This window comes from Providencia sp. PROV272, from assembly GCF_049901975.1.
Taxonomy (GTDB): domain Bacteria; phylum Pseudomonadota; class Gammaproteobacteria; order Enterobacterales; family Enterobacteriaceae; genus Providencia; species Providencia stuartii.
In genome coordinates this window covers 1,484,944-1,500,973 of sequence record NZ_CP096291.1, presented here as the reverse complement: position 1 = coordinate 1,500,973, position 16,030 = coordinate 1,484,944, and the positions used below count along the sequence as shown (strand labels likewise).

Below are 16,030 nucleotides of genomic sequence, written 5' to 3'. Positions count from 1 at the left end.
CACGCATTGCGCCTCAAGTTTATTTAATTACAACAAAGGAGGTGTCGTAGGAATAATAGGAACTTCAATCACGGTAGGAACTGAACGTGAAAATGCCACCTTACATATTTGGCTTATCTCATCTATTGTTTCAGCACGTACGCCAACACAACCATAACCTTTAGCTAAAGAAGTGATATCTATATCAGGCAAGTCAAGGCCCGGAACGCCTGGGGAATCTTCTAATTCAGCAAAGGATTTCAAGATCGCATATTCATAGTTTCGTGGTACAACAAACAATATAGGTAGCTTAAGTTGAGCAGCTGTCCATAGGCCTTGAATTGAATATTGCAAAGAACCATCACCGATAATGGCTAGAACAGGACGATTTCTACCGCTATCTCTTTCTGCTAATGCGATACCAATACTTGCGGGTAAATTCCAGCCAAGGCTTCCGCTTGCAAAAGTGTAGAAAGAGTCTGGCTTATCAATAGGCCATGCGGTATGCAATTCACCAAGATTAGAGGGTGATTCTTCGATTAACACAGTATTTTCGGGAGTAAACTCACGTAACCCTTGAAATAATTCTAATGCAGAAAGCTGTTGACCTTTATGTGGTAATGGCGGTGCTGCTGGGTGAGGTGACATTCTGTGATGTTGTTGCGGAACTTTAGGTGGTGTTATTGAGCGTTTTGGCACTAGATTGAGTAATGCTTCTAATGCTAACACCGGGCTAGATAACAAACTATCACCAACAGGAGCTCTTCCAGATTCATTAGGGTCATCAGTAATATGCAGTAATTTTAACCCCTCGGGAATATATTCGCCTTCCACATAAGGATAATAGCGAAATATCGGTGCGCCAATAACAATAGCGACATCATAGCCTTTCAATTTTTCTGATAACGGTTGAATAGCAAAAGGCAATCCGCCAGCATAAAGAGGATGGTTCTCAGGGAATGAGGGCACCTCTGACGCGGGGGCATTGAATACATGGCAATTCAATTTTTCTGCTAATTGAATCCCAATATCCCAGCCTTTCCCTCGAGCAATACCAGAACCATATATAAGTGCTGGATTTTTAGCCGTTGATAGCTTATCGGCAAATTGAGAAATCCGGATAGGGTCTGGCGCAAATTGTGATGCAACAGTGCGTACTACAGCATCACCTAATGCAGGTTTATCCCAATCATCTAGCGGAATGGATAAAAAAACAGGACCAGCAGGTGGTTGTAATGCCATTGCATAAGCGCGCATAAATGCAGCAGGTACATCTTCTGCTCTGACAGGTTCATAGCTCCATTTTATCCAAGGTTTAGGCAGTTCTGTTGGTGAAACGTTGGTTAACCAAGGTTCCATTAACAACATTTCACGAGTTTGGTTACCCGCAGTAATAATTAATGGTGTTTTATTCTGTGCCGCAGTCATAATATTACTCATTGAGTTACTTAGGCCTGCGGAGGTATGGACGTTGACGATAGCTGGTTTTCGAGTCGCCTGAGCATAGCCGTCGGCAGCACCAACCGCTGATGATTCGTGTAATGTTTGAATGTAACGAAAATCTTTAGGGAAATTTTTTAAAAAAGTCTCCTCTGTTGAGCCTGGGTTACCAAATAAAGTCGTTAGTTCAAGCTGACGTAATAAATCAAAGGTGACGTCACGGATAGTTTTTGTCTTCATATCGTACTAATTCCTTAAATTAATAAAAGTTAATATTGGTCATGCCGGTTCTAGCTAAATGAAAAACACCAATGGTATTTTGAAGAGTGTTAACTATCTAATTTCGTTTAGTTGCTTGATTATTTATCATAACACCAGTTATTTAAGATGTAATGAAGTTATAATATTTTAATATTAACTCTATTGATATTTATAAACATTAACGCAATCATTAATAGATTTGTTTTAGATTTAATAACTATTTACTTTTGATTATTATTTATTGCGCGAATTCAGATAATAAGTGCAACGCTCGGTCATGTTAGATGGAAGGACGGTTAGCTACTGATAAGCTATCCTGCTCTTCCGACCAAAGATGAGCGAGTAAGTATGAAGTATCAGCAACTAACCGAAGGACAACGATACCAGATATCGATACTGCGTGAGGATAATTTATCCTGCCATGAGATAGGTATCCGTATCGGTGTAAGCAAGTCCACGGTCTCCCGTGAACTGAGGCGTAACACTTCAGATACTGGTTATAACCCACAACAGGCACACCAGAAGTGCTGTGATAGGCGGCTGTCATCTGCCAAAAGGACAATTCCTCAGCAGACCATAGATTTCGTGATATTTGCTCTGGAGTGGAAGTGGAGTCCTGAGCAAATAAGTGCAATTGGCAGCATTATTGGTCTTAGCGTCAGCCATGAATGGATTTACCAGTATATCTATGCGGATAAGCGTAGCGGTGGCGAGTTGTACAGGCATCTTAGGCAGGGCAAACGGCGATATCGTAAGGGCTACGGGCAGAAACGAGGGCGCATCCCTGATGCGGTATCCATTGAGCTACGGCCGTCAGTCGTCGATGACCGTAGCCGTCTGGGGGACTGGGAGGCCGATTTGGTGCAGGGTAAACAGGGCACTGGTGCTATCGTGACACTGGCAGAACGCAAAAGCCGTATTTACCTGACAAAAAAGGTGTTTTCAAAGGATGCGGTGGAAGTCAGTAAGGCCATTATCTCACTGCTGAGTGAGTATCAGGATGTATGTCACACAATAACGTTCGATAACGGTCTAGAGTTTAGTGAGCACAAGGCGATAGCAGAAGCACTGAACGCAGATACGTACTTTGCCCATCCGTATGCCTCGCATGAGCGTGGGCTGAACGAGAATACGAATGGGTTGTTAAGACAGTTTATCCCGAAAGGAACAGACCTGCGGACAGTGACAGAAGAAGACTTACAACGCTATCAGGGAGCGTTGAACAGCAGGCCACGCAAGTGTCTGGGGTTCAGACAACCTTCGGTGGTGTTTGCGGAGCTAAGAAAGGCGGCTTAGCGTTGCACTTCGGACTTGAATCCGCCTTATATAATTTTGATCAATCAGATAAAGATGAATTTATTGTTCATCTAATAAATAGATAAAGGAATTCAACCTTAACTTTACATTAACAAATTCAACATTTAATTAAAAAATTAACACTCAGGATGCGTTATGCAAAATGATAGCAATGTAACTAACCGTCGTATAAAAAGAGTCTTGGTTAATAAAGAGAACCCGTATTCTATTATCGACCAACCTACAAAAGGATTAATTATTATTGAAAAGGGCAGCTTGATATGGGAAAGCCCTACATCAATAGAAACACTACACTGTGGTGATATTCTTTATCACAAACAAGGTTCATATGCTTTAAAAAGCACGGATGATGAGTCAGATTGTGAATTTCTTTGGATATCCTTAGAAGATCAATTTTTACGAGAGTTCATTAATCTTTATGGCAGCCAATTGAGTGAAATTGAACGTACAGAAACCAATAGCTATGATGTGATTAGGTTTACTACATCAACACTCATTGATGAATTAAAAAATAGCTTTAAAGCCATCGTTGACCAACAATACCCTAGATTACTGGTGACATTACGTATATCTGAGTTTCTTTTATTGCTTTCTTATAGTGAACAAGGCTCAAAGCTGCTGGCTAATTTAAGACAACTGAGTAATCGACAAGCAGAACGATTACAGAATTTCATGGAAAATAACTTTTTAAAAGAGTGGAAGCTGGCTGATTTTGCGAAAACATTCGGTATGGGCTTAACAACTTTTAAAGAACTATTTAATGCGGTTTATTCAACCTCACCACGTTCATGGATCAGCGAAAAAAGAATTATGTATGCACATCAATTGCTTGTAAATACTCAAATGAGTATCGTTGAAATATCAATGGAAGCAGGCTTTTCAAGTCAATCTTATTTTACACAAAGCTATCGTAAGCGTTTTGGGTATACGCCAAGTAAATCAAGATCACCGACTCACTGATGTGATGATTTAGATTATTTCTAAAAAATACATTTGCCCTGTCAGTTATAGATATGTGTGCATTGCCCTATATACTGACAGAAAGGCAGATAATAATTAGCTAAACGCCTGCCCTTCCCTAACTGAATTGCTCTCAATTCGATGGTTCTAATCTCTATTTCAGTGGTTTTTCAATAATGGATAACGGAAAAAATTTCAGTACTTATGCAGGGACGATAACAAAAAAGGCCGTTTACTAAATTAGTAAAACGGCCTTTTTTAACTTTTTGATTATGATTATTTAGCGCTGATAATTTTCAAATCAATAATCGACATTGAGTTTGGCGGAATGACCCCAGGTATTCCATCGACGCCATAACCACCTTCTGGCTTAATATAAACCTTAACCATACCCCCTTCACCCGCTTTCTCAACAAAGGAGTTCAACGGTGCGGGTAGTTCACTATAAGGCAATGTGACAGGCTCTTGATCCTTATACAGTACCGTCAGAGTTCCATCAGTAAGCTGTTCTCGCATAATAAATGTGATATTTTTCTTCTGCACATTGGTAATTGGCTTACCTTTTTGCAGGATTTTATAATACGTAAAGCTATCAAGCTTACTGTATTTCTGCTTAGTGATTTCCTCAATTATACGTTGATTACGCTTTGCATTCGCTTGAGCAATTGCCTTTAGCTCTTTTTGAGACAGTTGCTTTTTAGGTGCTCCCATAATCGATGTAGAGCCACTCGGCGCTATTTTCGCTTTTAACTTGTCATTTTCATCTTGAAGCTGCATGACTTTTTTATTTAACTCCATGATCTGGGCTTTAAGCGCTTCATTCGAAGTTAATGACATTTGCTGCTTCAATTCAGCTTCTAGTTTCTTCAATTGATCTTTAGCTGTTGCTAACTCTTTTTGCAAATTAGCACTGTCAGCTAACTGTTTTTTCAGTTTTTCTAACTCAGTATTCTGAGATTGATATTTATTATCAATTCCTTTTAGCTTCTCAGCATCCAGTTTTAATGCACTGATTTGTTTGTTCGCCTCGACTAACTGTTTATCAATCTCAGCCGCTTTTTTCTCTTTAGTCGTAATATCAGTTTCAAGGCGTTTAATTTGTTGCTCACGCTCTTTAGCTTGTTTTTCAACTTCCGCTTTTTGCGCTTGTAACTGTTTTTGAGCAGCTTTCAATTCAGCTTCTAATGCTTTATGTTGCTCAGTCTGCGCGGTTTGTGCCGTCAACACGGTTTGCAGTTTCGCGGCCTGCTGCTCGTTATCTTTTAACTGCGCTTGGAGCTGCTTATTCTGCTCGGCTAACTGTTTCGCTGCAGCCTGTTGCTTCGTCAGCGCTTCGCGTGTCGCTTGGCTATCCGATTCCGCTTTTTGCAACACTGCTTCTTGTTTCTTCAATAACGCGATTTGTTGGTTAAGATCAGCCGTTAATGCTTTTACTTGCTGATCCGACGCTTGCGTCATTAGCTGCTTCTGCTTCTCTATCTCTTTTTGCAGCTCAACAACATCCGTATTGGCTTTTTTCAGCTGAGCTTGCGCTGTTGCAAACTCCTGCTCTTGTTTCGCTAATTTTTCTTGTAGCTGCTGCTGGGCTTTTTGACCTGCTTCATATTGCTTCGCTAATGTCGCTTGCTCCGTTTTCTGTGCTTGTAACTGTGCTTGAGCCGCCTTCAATTCAGCTTCTAACGCTTTTTTCTGCTCCGCTTGTGCCGTTTGAGCCGTTAACGAGGCTTGCAGTTTTGCGGCCTGCTGCTCGTTATCTTTTAACTGCGCTTGTAGCTGCTTATTCTGCTCAGCTAACTGTTTCGCTGCGGCCTGTTGCTTCGCCAGCGCTTCGCGTGTCGCTTGGCTATCCGACTCTGCTTTTTGCAACACTGCTTCTTGTTTCTTCAATAACGCGATTTGTTGGTTAAGATCAGCCGTTAATGCTTTTACTTGCTGATCCGACGCTTGCGTCATTAGCTGCTTCTGCTTCTCAATCTCTTTTTGCAGCTCAACAACATCCGTATTGGCTTTTTTCAGCTGAGTTTGCGCTGTTGCAAACTCTTGCTCTTGTTTCGCTAATTTTTCTTGTAGCTGCTGCTGGGCTTTCTGACCTGCTTCATATTGCTTCGCTAATGTCGCTTGCTCCGTTTTCTGTGCTTGTAACTGTGCTTGAGCTGTCTTCAACTCAGCTTCTAACGCTTTTTTCTGCTCTACTAACTGTTGCGCTGTGGCCTGTTGCTTCGCCAGCGCTTCGCGTGTCGCTTGGCTATCTGACTCCGCTTTTTGCAACACCGCTTCTTGTTTCTTCAATAACGCAATTTGTTGGTTAAGATCAGCCGTCAATGCTTTTACTTGCTGATCCGACGCTTGCGTCATTAGCTGCTTCTGCTTCTCAATCTCTTTTTGCAGCTCAACAACATCCGTATTGGCTTTTTTCAGCTGAGTTTGTGCTGTTGCAAACTCTTGCTCTTGTTTCGCTAATTTTTCTTGTAGCTGCTGCTGAATTTTCAGACTTTCTGCATACTGTTTCGCCAGCGAATCTTGCTCTGTTTTATTCGTTTTTAACAGTTGTTGTGCCGCTTTTAGCTCAGCCTCAAAAGCTTTAGAAGCTGCTTGCTGTTTCAACAGTTCAGCTTGAATATCGCTATTTTGTTTTTGAGTTAACTGAAGTTCTGACTCTTTTTGCTTCAGTAATTCCTTCTGTTTTTCAAGTGAAGCAGTCACGAGCTTAACTTGCTCGTCACTATTTTTATTTAATCGTTCCGCCTGCTCTTTTGCATCCGTTTCTAATTGAGTTAGCTGGGCGGTTAATTGTTCAACTTGCTTCTGAGCATTTTCAAATTGTAATTTTGCTTGCTCTATTTGTTTATCTTTCTCAGCAAGTTGTTTTTCTGCTAATGCTTGAGCTTGAATACTTTCGCTAAGAGCCTATCTCAATAGGAGGTAAATTCATCACCTTACCCAGCCATATCGATGTTTAAAAGTCAGGCTGTATAAGGTTTTGGTTACAGTGATAATATATTTTTTATGCGGTAATTAATCCCTATTGAGATAGGCTCTAAGTTTTTTCTCAAGTGCCGCAATTGATTTCTGCGCTTGTTGATTCTGTGCAGTGAGTTGTTCTAAATTATTTTCTTTATCTGCCAGTATATTTTTAACGGAGTTCAATTCATCCGTCAGTAATACAATGGTTTCTTTATCATCTGTTGCACTTAGTTTTTCACGTAACAAAGCAACTTGATTTTTATTTTCGGCAAGTTCGTTATTGATACGCTCTATTTCAAATTGTTTCTCGGCGATATCATGACTGAGTTCCGCTACACTTTTATTATGTGCAATTAATTTTTCGACTAATTGCCTATCGGTTAAAAGTTGATGATAAGCAATTAACTGACCGGCGCCTTGAGCAGCACCAAATCTAAATAGGTGAGTCGATTGTTGTTGCGCGAGCAGATCGGCAAGCTGTTCTAGGTAAGCCGTATTATCACGCAATACCCCCATTGAGTACTTAGCAGAGTAAAGTCCTAATGGATCTAGAACAATTTGGTATTTAGCAAAATCTTTCGATAAATACTGTGGATGCCATTGGTTTGAATTAAAGAAATAAGGGTAGGATGACAATAACAAAGACTGGTGTGCTGAACCAGTTTGTTGATCCACAATGCTTTCTTCTGGTAATGGGCATTCAGACAAAGCAACTTTAGGTTGTTCTGTCATCTGACCTTTAGCTTGTGTAGCTACTTTTGTCGTCGTAACTTTAGTTTGGGTCTGCTGAGTGACCGTCCCTTTAGCTTTAGGTTGGGTACGTGCAGGCGTTTTACTTTGGCCTGCATTTTTACCCGCAGCAGATTTAGATTTTTCTTTTGGCTCAGGAGCGAGCGGTAAAGATGAAAATGAGTCATATCCCTGACCTTGAATATTCAATGGCTTTTCCGGCACTTTACCTTCCTGCTCTAATTGCAGGTAAGTGTCAAAGTCATCAATGACATTATTGAAGCTATCCGATTTTGCAAATTGACTAAAAGCAGCCGAAAAAATGGCCAAAGATATACAAAGTCTTAGGTTAATTCTCATAATCCACTAATTTTTTCCAATGTTGATTCGGTAGACAGGACTGAGTTATAACGAACTTTCGCGCAAAGAACTTTTGTTTTAGCTTCTATTGCCATTTGTAACAGTTCAATCGTGTCTGGACTTGCTGTCGATGCGACTTGTTTATAAAGCTGATTAATTTCGCTCACTTCTTTAAAGGAACCGACTAAGCGATTGTAATCTGCTGGTGACAGTGTTTTCAGTGCATTAAGTTCTTTAATACAGGTGCTTAAACTCTGGAATGACTCACCTTCGCTTCCAGATTGATTTAGCATCGTAGGATTTTGCCCAGCGGGCTTATGATTAATTGCCGTGTTTAAAACAGTCTGAGAATCAGCATGGGAATAATCCATGTACTGCTGCCCCGTCGCTGAATTAGCCGTTGATGAAGCTGTGGCATCAGTTTTTTCTGAATAATTCGTGTTAGAGCCCCAAGAACAGCCAGAGAGAATTGCTGTCCCAGCCAAAAGCAAAGACGCAACAAAAATTTTATTGTTTGAAAACATATAGTTACCTTACCAGCACTTTTCTTCGCTATTATAATGACATTCAAGAAACCTAGTGTAAGCTAAAATTTATCTATTTTCTATAAGCCCTAATCTAGAAATAGAGTCATCTCATAAATTTTGGTTAATTATTTTAATCTTAGCACTAAATCGGTATCGACCCCATCATTTTTAATGCAATAAAATTACTAAGAACACTTATTTTGAGTTTTATAAATAATAACTGTAAAAAATTATCATCTAACGATCTCAAGCGAAACCTTTATCCGGTTAATAAACAATTCCACTGCAGGACGGCGGTGACTATTTGATTTTTCTGAAAAGTACAATATTTCAATATATGAAATATTTTCTAACAAAAAAACAAATTCGAATCTTTTATCTATTAACATTTTGTTAAGTACATTACACTTATTATGTTATAAACATAAAAATGATGTCTGAGTATTTCCACTTAAGCGCAACAATAAAAAATAATTAAGCCCTATTGATAAAGGAAATACATTAACAAAAATAATTTAACTTAAGTAATAATTTAATAATCGCTAACTGTACTAACGTATTATTTAACGATTTAGGATTGGATTGGATAAAACAATGCCCAGACTCAGCTGGGCATTGTTATTGATAGCACTAAGCTTTAGATGGGCGTAATGCAGGGAATAAGATCACGTCACGGATCGTATGACTGTCAGTAAATAGCATGACCATACGGTCAATACCAATCCCGAGGCCAGCCGTTGGTGGTAAACCATGCTCTAATGCGGTGACATAGTCTTCGTCATAGAACATCGCTTCGTCATCACCTTCATCTTTCTGACGAACTTGCTCAGCGAAACGCTCTGCTTGGTCTTCAGCGTCATTTAACTCAGAGAAACCGTTACCGATTTCACGTCCACCGATGAAAAACTCAAAACGGTCGGTGATAAATGGATTTTCATCATTGCGACGAGCTAATGGTGAAACTTCCGCTGGATATTCAATAATGAAAGTTGGTTGGATCAGGTGGCTTTCTGCAACCTCTTCAAAAATTTCACATTGAACACGACCTAAGCCCCAGCTATTTTCTACCTTGATGCCGATAGACTGGGCAATTGCAACCGCTTTATCCATATCATCCAAATCAGCAACGTTAGTTTCAGGGCGATATTTACAAATGGCTTCCTTCATGGTCAATTTGGCAAATGGTTTACCAAAATCAAACTCTTGCTCACCGTATTTAACGACAGTGTTTCCTAAAACATTCTGCGCTAACGTGCGGAATAACTCTTCAGTCAGATCGATTAGGTCACGGTAATCAGCATACGCCATATAGAGTTCCATCATAGTGAACTCAGGGTTATGACGTGGAGACAGGCCTTCGTTACGGAAGTTGCGGTTAATTTCAAACACACGTTCGAAACCACCAACCACTAAACGTTTTAGGTACAGTTCAGGAGCGATACGCAGATACATATCGATATCCAGCGCATTGTGGTGAGTCACAAATGGACGAGCAGAAGCACCACCAGGGATAACTTGCATCATTGGTGTTTCCACTTCCATAAAGCCTTTGCCGACCATAAAGTTACGTAGCTCAGCTAAGATCTTCGAACGAACCATAAAGGTGTGGCGAGATTCATCGTTGGCAATCAGATCAAGGTAACGTTGACGATAACGTGTTTCTTGGTCTGCTAAACCGTGGAATTTGTCCGGTAATGGGCGCAGTGCTTTCGTCAGTAGACGCACTTCGTGACAATGGACAGTCAATTCACCTGTTTTGGTTTTAAATAAGCGGCCTTTAGCGCCTAAAATATCGCCTAAATCCCACTTTTTAAATTGCTCGTTATAAACGCCTTCCGCTAAGTCATCGCGAGAAACATAGATTTGAATACGACCACCCACATCTTGCAGGGTTGCAAATGATGCTTTACCCATAATACGACGAGTCATCATACGACCAGCAATGGCGACTTCAATATTTAAGTCTTCTAGCTCTTCCGCTGATTTTTCATCATATTGTGCGTGGATCTTTTCCGATGTGATATCACGACGGAAATCATTCGGGAATGGGATCCCTTTTTCACGTAAAGCAACGAGTTTTTCTTTACGTGCTTTCAATTCGTTATTCAAATCGGGTGCTTGTTCTGCACCCTGTTGTTGCTGCTGAGACATTTTTTCCTCACAGGCCAGCTTTCAAGCTAGCTTCAATGAATTTATCCAAATCACCATCCAGTACGGCTTGCGTATTACGCGTTTCCACACCAGTACGTAAATCTTTAATACGTGCATCATCAAGGACATAAGAACGAATTTGGCTACCCCAGCCAATATCCGATTTATTCTCTTCCATCGCTTGCTTATCAGCATTCTTTTTCTGCATCTCCAGTTCATAAAGCTTCGCTTTTAACTGGCGCATGGCTTGATCTTTGTTTTTATGTTGCGAGCGGTCATTCTGACATTGAGTCACAATATTTGTAGGTATGTGCGTAATACGTACTGCTGACTCAGTTTTGTTTACGTGCTGCCCACCCGCACCAGAAGCGCGGTAAACATCAATGCGTAAATCTGCTGGGTTAATTTCGATATCAATATCGTCATCAACTTCAGGGTAAATAAAGGCGGAGCTAAACGACGTATGGCGGCGGCCCCCTGAATCAAATGGGCTTTTACGCACGAGACGGTGTACGCCGGATTCTGTTCTTAGCCAACCGTAAGCATAATCACCGATAACTTTAATGGTTGCCGATTTTAAACCCGCCACATCGCCATCTGATTCTTCAATAATTTCTGTTTTGAAGCCTTTCGATTCTGCCCAACGTAAGTACATACGCATTAACATACTGGCCCAATCTTGGGCTTCAGTACCGCCAGAACCGGCTTGCAAATCAATGTAGCAATCAGCGCTATCATATTCACCAGAAAACATCCGGCGAAACTCAAGCTGCTCTAGTTTTGCTTGGAGCTGAGTTAACTCTTCACCTGCTTCATTAAAGGTGTCTTCATCATCAGCTTCAATAGCAAGTTCGAGTAAGCCTTCAACGTCTTCAAGGCCTTGGGTCATTTGATCTATGGTGTCAACAATCGACTCAAGAGAAGATCGCTCTTTACCTAACGCCTGTGCTCTTTCAGGTTCGTTCCAGACATCTGGTTGCTCAAGTTCCGCATTAACTTCTTCTAAGCGTTCTTTCTTGGCATCATAGTCAAAGATACCCCCTAAGGACCGCTGTTCGCTCAGATAGGTCCTGAATCTTACTTTTTACTGGGTTAATTTCAAACGTCATTTTTCAATGTCTTATGTTTGGTCGTTATAAATAGAATAAATTCTTCACAAACCGTCAATGATAACGGAATTTCACTAAAATTTATAGCACTGCAAAAGCGAATCTTACCTCTCATCGACGTAAACTGAGAAAGTTCCCTTATTCAGGCCAAATGTGCTCAACCATCAGTTGAACACTCTTTTGACCTCGAAACTCGTTAACATCTAGTTTAAACGCAATTTTTGCGCGTTTCACACTATTATCAGGCCACCGCCGCACATCGATATTAAACATAATCGCATCCAGCATTGGCCCTCCCTTCACTGGCTCTAACATCATTTTAAGATGGCGTTCACCCACTAAGCGCTGTTGCAGCAACCGAAAATAGCCGTCAAAAACAGGCTCAGGGAATGATTGCCCCCAAGGGCCGCTTTCACGTAGTAACTCAGCAATTTCTAATGTGAACTCATCCTGTTTGAGTTCACCATCACTCCAAACAACACCTGATAGCTGATCGGGTTGAATAAGTTCCCCCATCAATGATTCAAAATGCTGCTTAAATAAGCCAAATTTACTCTCTTCTAGGCTCAAGCCAGCCGCCATGGCATGACCACCAAATTTTTGCATTAGCCCCGGTTGTAAGGTATTTAGGCGCTCTAATGCATCGCGCATATGCACCCCTGGTACTGAGCGCCCTGAGCCTTTTAATGTGCCGTCACCCGCGGGTGCAAAAGCAATCACAGGGCGGTGATATTGTTCTTTAATCCTTGACGCCAATATTCCCACAACCCCTTGGTGCCACTCAGGATGATAGATAGCTAGCCCATTGGGTAATTGGCTATCACTATACTCAATTTTATTAAATAACACGGAAGCTTCTTGTTGCATCCCCGCTTCAATTTCCCGCCGTGCTTGGTTTAATCCATCCAGCTCATTAGCCAGTTCTCGCGCATAGGCCATATCATCGGTCAGGAGTAATTCAATACTCACAGACATATCATCTAAACGCCCTGCGGCATTCAAACGAGGCCCTAAAGCAAAACCAAAGTCGTTGGCGACCAAACGAGAGCATTCCCGCTTTGAGACCTCGATTAATGCTTTGATCCCCGCACAACAACGCCCCGCCCTGACACGATGCAGACCTTGATGCACTAAAATACGATTATTAGTATCAAGTGGAACAACATCTGCCACTGTTCCGAGCGCAACTAAATCTAAGAATTCGGCTAAATTAGGTTCGCTCATTCCCTGCTTAACAAACCAGCCTTCTTGGCGCAATTTGGCGCGTAACGCGGACATTAAGTAGAAAGTCACGCCAACGCCTGCTAATGATTTAGAAGCAAATTGGCACCCTTCTAGATTAGGGTTAATAATGGCATCGGCCTTCGGTAATACATCTCCCGGAAGATGGTGATCCGTCACAATGACCTTAATATCATGCTGCCTAGCCGCTTCGACACCTTCGTGTGACGAAATACCATTATCAACGGTGATGATAAGATCCGCGCCGCGTTTGTAGGCTTCCTCAACGACAAGAGGCGTCAGCCCATAACCATTTTCAAACCGATTTGGAACAATGTAATTTAAGTTCACATATCCCATTGATTTTAATGCGCGAATAGCTAAAGCCGTACTCGTAGCGCCATCAGCATCGAAATCCCCTACGATGGTAATTACGCTATGGTTCTCCAATGCACTATAAAGTAGCGTTAATGCGTTATCTATCCCTGATAACGTGCGGTAATCTAATAAGTTAGCGGCTTTACGCTCTAGCTGTGAAATATCCGTCACGCCTCGATGGGCATAAACTCGCTGAAGGATTTCAGGAAAACCATCCAGTGTTTTAATATCCTCAGCGAGTGTACGCTGGCGTAAAAAAGTTTCTACATTCACAATGGTTAACTATTTTGTTCGAGTATCTTTAACAGTTTATCGGGGGATAAATAACCCGACAATAATTGCCCATCAGGTAACACGATCGCTGGCGTTCCTGTCATTTTAAATTGGCTACCTAACTTAACGTGTTTACTGAGATCAATTTTACATTCATCAATCATGGCAACTTCGTCACCTTTAAACGCTTTAGTTAATGCACTTTGAGGGAGCGCATTACACCATATAGATGCCATTTGTTTTGCAGACTCATGCTCCAAACCTTGGCGTGGGTATGCGAGGTAACGGACTGTGATACCTTTGCTATTTAATTCACCAACCGATTCATGGAATTTTTTGCAGTAGCTACAGGTAATATCGGTAAATACTGTAACCACATACTTCTCTTTCGGCGCTTTAAAGACGATCATTTCATCTTTTAGCGCTTCAACCTTTTTCATGAGTGGTTGATTAGAAATGTTGACTGGCATTTTGCCGCTTAAATCATAAATAGGGCCTTGTAATAAATATTTCCCATCATCAGTTACATAAATAATACCATCTGAAGTATCAATAGTATTAAGCCCTACAATAGGCGATGGTTTGATTGATTCTACAGAGATATTATATCTGGCAAGCTTCTCTTCAATCACTTTATCATCTGTTGCCGCAGACACTGAGGCGGAAAATGTTGCAATGCAAGCCGCCCATAAGAGTAGTTTATGTTTCATAATTATCCTTTAACGCACATCCCCCCCTTGGATGATGCTGCTCATGTAACATGCGCAAACGCTCGGTTGCGACATGTGTATAAATCTGTGTCGTAGAGAGATCACTATGCCCTAATAGCATTTGCACAACTCGTAAGTCGGCGCCGTGATTCAGTAAATGTGTCGCAAATGCATGGCGTAGAACGTGTGGTGATAACGCTTCAGAATCGATATTCGCAATCACCGCATAATGTTTAATACGATGCCAAAATGTTTGGCGCGTCATTTTTGTGCCACGTTTGCTAGGAAATAAAACATCACTGGCTTTACCATTGAGTAAGTCAGGCCTACCTTCTTCAAGGTATTTTTCTACCCAATAAATAGCCTCTTCTCCCAGAGGAATCAATCTTTCTTTATTCCCTTTCCCCACAACACGTATGACACCTTGCCGTAGGCTAATATCGGAGAAAGTTAACCCCACCAGCTCTGAGACTCGTAACCCACAAGCATACAGGACTTCCAACATCGCTTTATCGCGAAGCTCAAGAGGATCCTCGGTTGCAGGGGCATTCAGTAGGTCTTCAACCTGCTGTTCACTCAAATCTTTTGGTAGCCGTTGTGGTATTTTAGGTGCGGCAATCACCGCTGAAGGATCATCAAGCCGTATTTTTTCACGATAAAAATATTGGAATAAACGCCGCATAGCGCTTAATAGACGCGCAGAGCTAGCCGCTTTGTATCCCCCTTCAATCCGTTCTGCCAAAAACGATTGTAAATCGATTGATTGAACACTTTCCAAATCCAATTGATTCGCTTCCAGCCACTTATCTAATAATTGCAAATCTAAACGATAAGATGCCAATGTATTTTCAGCGAGATCTTGCTCTAACCAAATGGTATCAAGAAATTGCTCAATTAATGGATTAAGCTGTTTGGTTTCCACGCTGCTTATATTCCTCTTCATAACCGCCACGTAAGCTATTATACCTATCCTATCTCAAGTTACAGAGCTATTGGTGATGTTCGGTTCGTCTTCTCATCGCCCTAAAATATTGAGAGTGTGTGCCCGATACCGTTCATTCTGTTACAATACCTCTCTACTGCAATGAAAACTAGTTACATTAACATGAAAATAGGTCTCTTTTACGGTTCTAGTACTTGTTATACCGAAATTGTCGCGGAAAAAATACGCGATATCCTCGGTGAGGATTTGGTTACATTACATAATGTCAACGATACACCGCCTGAACTGATGGAGCAGTATGACGTTCTCATTTTGGGTATCCCTACGTGGGATTTTGGTGAAATACAAGAAGACTGGCTGGCAATTTGGGATGCGCTTCCCAATCTTAAGCTTAACAACAAAATTGTTGCTATGTATGGGATGGGCGATCAGATTGATTATAGTGAATGGTTTCTTGATGCACTAGGCATGCTATATCATCAACTAAAGCCAACAGGGGTGCAATTTGTAGGCTTTTGGCCACTCGATGGTTACCAATTCGAAAGCCCGAAAGCACTGACAGAAGATGGTACACAGTTCGTTGGTTTGGCTTTAGATGATGTGAATCAATTTGAAGAGACCGATGAGCGTATCGCACAGTGGTGTATGCAAATCTTAACCGAGATTGAAGAATTACTGTAAGTTGACTATGCTGACTTTCCCCATTAC

Annotated in this window: 12 protein-coding genes; 3 read left to right on the top strand and 9 right to left on the bottom strand. The window is 41.2% G+C overall.

From position 1 onward, the window contains the following. Nucleotides 1–27 precede the first annotated feature (27 nt). The gene (mdlC, locus tag M1E93_RS06695) at nt 28–1,659 is read right to left on the bottom strand and encodes a benzoylformate decarboxylase (protein ID WP_154625300.1); all 1,632 of its coding nucleotides are present in this window, start codon (nt 1,657–1,659) and stop codon (nt 28–30) included. Nucleotides 1,660–2,028: 369 nt separating this feature from the next. Between mdlC and M1E93_RS06690 the strand changes: the two genes are divergently transcribed. Both M1E93_RS06690 and M1E93_RS06685 read left to right on the top strand, forming a co-directional pair. After that, nucleotides 2,029–2,976 (top strand): IS30 family transposase, encoded by a 948-nt coding sequence (locus M1E93_RS06690; RefSeq protein ID WP_140035165.1) that lies wholly within the window; start codon nt 2,029–2,031, stop codon nt 2,974–2,976. Between the two features lie 156 nt (nt 2,977–3,132). Next, on the top strand, nt 3,133–3,957 hold the full coding sequence (locus M1E93_RS06685) for a helix-turn-helix transcriptional regulator (RefSeq protein ID WP_004921678.1): 825 nt from the start codon (nt 3,133–3,135) through the stop codon (nt 3,955–3,957). Nucleotides 3,958–4,233: 276 nt separating this feature from the next. On the opposite strand, the gene M1E93_RS06680 is transcribed toward M1E93_RS06685, so the two are convergent. The 8 genes from M1E93_RS06680 to xerD all read right to left on the bottom strand — a co-directional run bounded on the left by M1E93_RS06680 (nt 4,234) and on the right by xerD (nt 15,322). Next, nucleotides 4,234–6,660, bottom strand: a complete 2,427-nt coding sequence (locus M1E93_RS06680; RefSeq protein ID WP_426207218.1) for a hypothetical protein — start codon at nt 6,658–6,660, stop codon at nt 4,234–4,236. 312 nt (nt 6,661–6,972) lie between these two features. Next, on the bottom strand, nt 6,973–7,980 hold the full coding sequence (locus M1E93_RS06675; RefSeq protein WP_426207217.1) for a hypothetical protein: 1,008 nt from the start codon (nt 7,978–7,980) through the stop codon (nt 6,973–6,975). Nucleotides 7,981–8,006: 26 nt separating this feature from the next. After that, the gene (locus M1E93_RS06670; protein WP_004921685.1) at nt 8,007–8,534 is read right to left on the bottom strand and encodes a hypothetical protein; all 528 of its coding nucleotides are present in this window, start codon (nt 8,532–8,534) and stop codon (nt 8,007–8,009) included. A gap of 633 nt (nt 8,535–9,167) precedes the next feature. Further along, nucleotides 9,168–10,688 carry a lysine--tRNA ligase gene (gene lysS, locus M1E93_RS06665; RefSeq protein ID WP_004921686.1) on the bottom strand — a complete coding sequence of 507 codons (1,521 nt, stop codon included), beginning with the start codon at nt 10,686–10,688 and terminating at the stop codon, nt 9,168–9,170. A 7-nt stretch (nt 10,689–10,695) separates the two neighbouring features. Next, a protein-coding gene (prfB, locus tag M1E93_RS06660; RefSeq protein WP_105874234.1) for a peptide chain release factor 2 occupies nt 10,696–11,797 on the bottom strand; the annotation gives its coding sequence in 2 pieces (ribosomal slippage) (nt 10,696–11,718 and nt 11,720–11,797; 1,101 coding nt in all). Between the two features lie 138 nt (nt 11,798–11,935). Beyond that, on the bottom strand, nt 11,936–13,669 hold the full coding sequence (recJ, locus tag M1E93_RS06655; protein WP_004921693.1) for a single-stranded-DNA-specific exonuclease RecJ: 1,734 nt from the start codon (nt 13,667–13,669) through the stop codon (nt 11,936–11,938). Between the two features lie 5 nt (nt 13,670–13,674). After that, nucleotides 13,675–14,379, bottom strand: a complete 705-nt coding sequence (dsbC, locus tag M1E93_RS06650) for a bifunctional protein-disulfide isomerase/oxidoreductase DsbC (protein WP_004921696.1) — start codon at nt 14,377–14,379, stop codon at nt 13,675–13,677. Then, nucleotides 14,369–15,322, bottom strand: a complete 954-nt coding sequence (xerD, locus tag M1E93_RS06645; RefSeq protein WP_426207216.1) for a site-specific tyrosine recombinase XerD — start codon at nt 15,320–15,322, stop codon at nt 14,369–14,371. Before xerD ends, dsbC begins: the two co-directional genes overlap by 11 nt. 162 nt (nt 15,323–15,484) lie before the next feature. On the opposite strand from xerD, the gene fldB reads away from it, so the two are divergent. Beyond that, complete coding sequence (gene fldB, locus M1E93_RS06640; protein ID WP_014656387.1) at nt 15,485–16,003, top strand: flavodoxin FldB; 519 nt, start codon at nt 15,485–15,487, stop codon at nt 16,001–16,003. Nucleotides 16,004–16,030 lie beyond the last annotated feature (27 nt).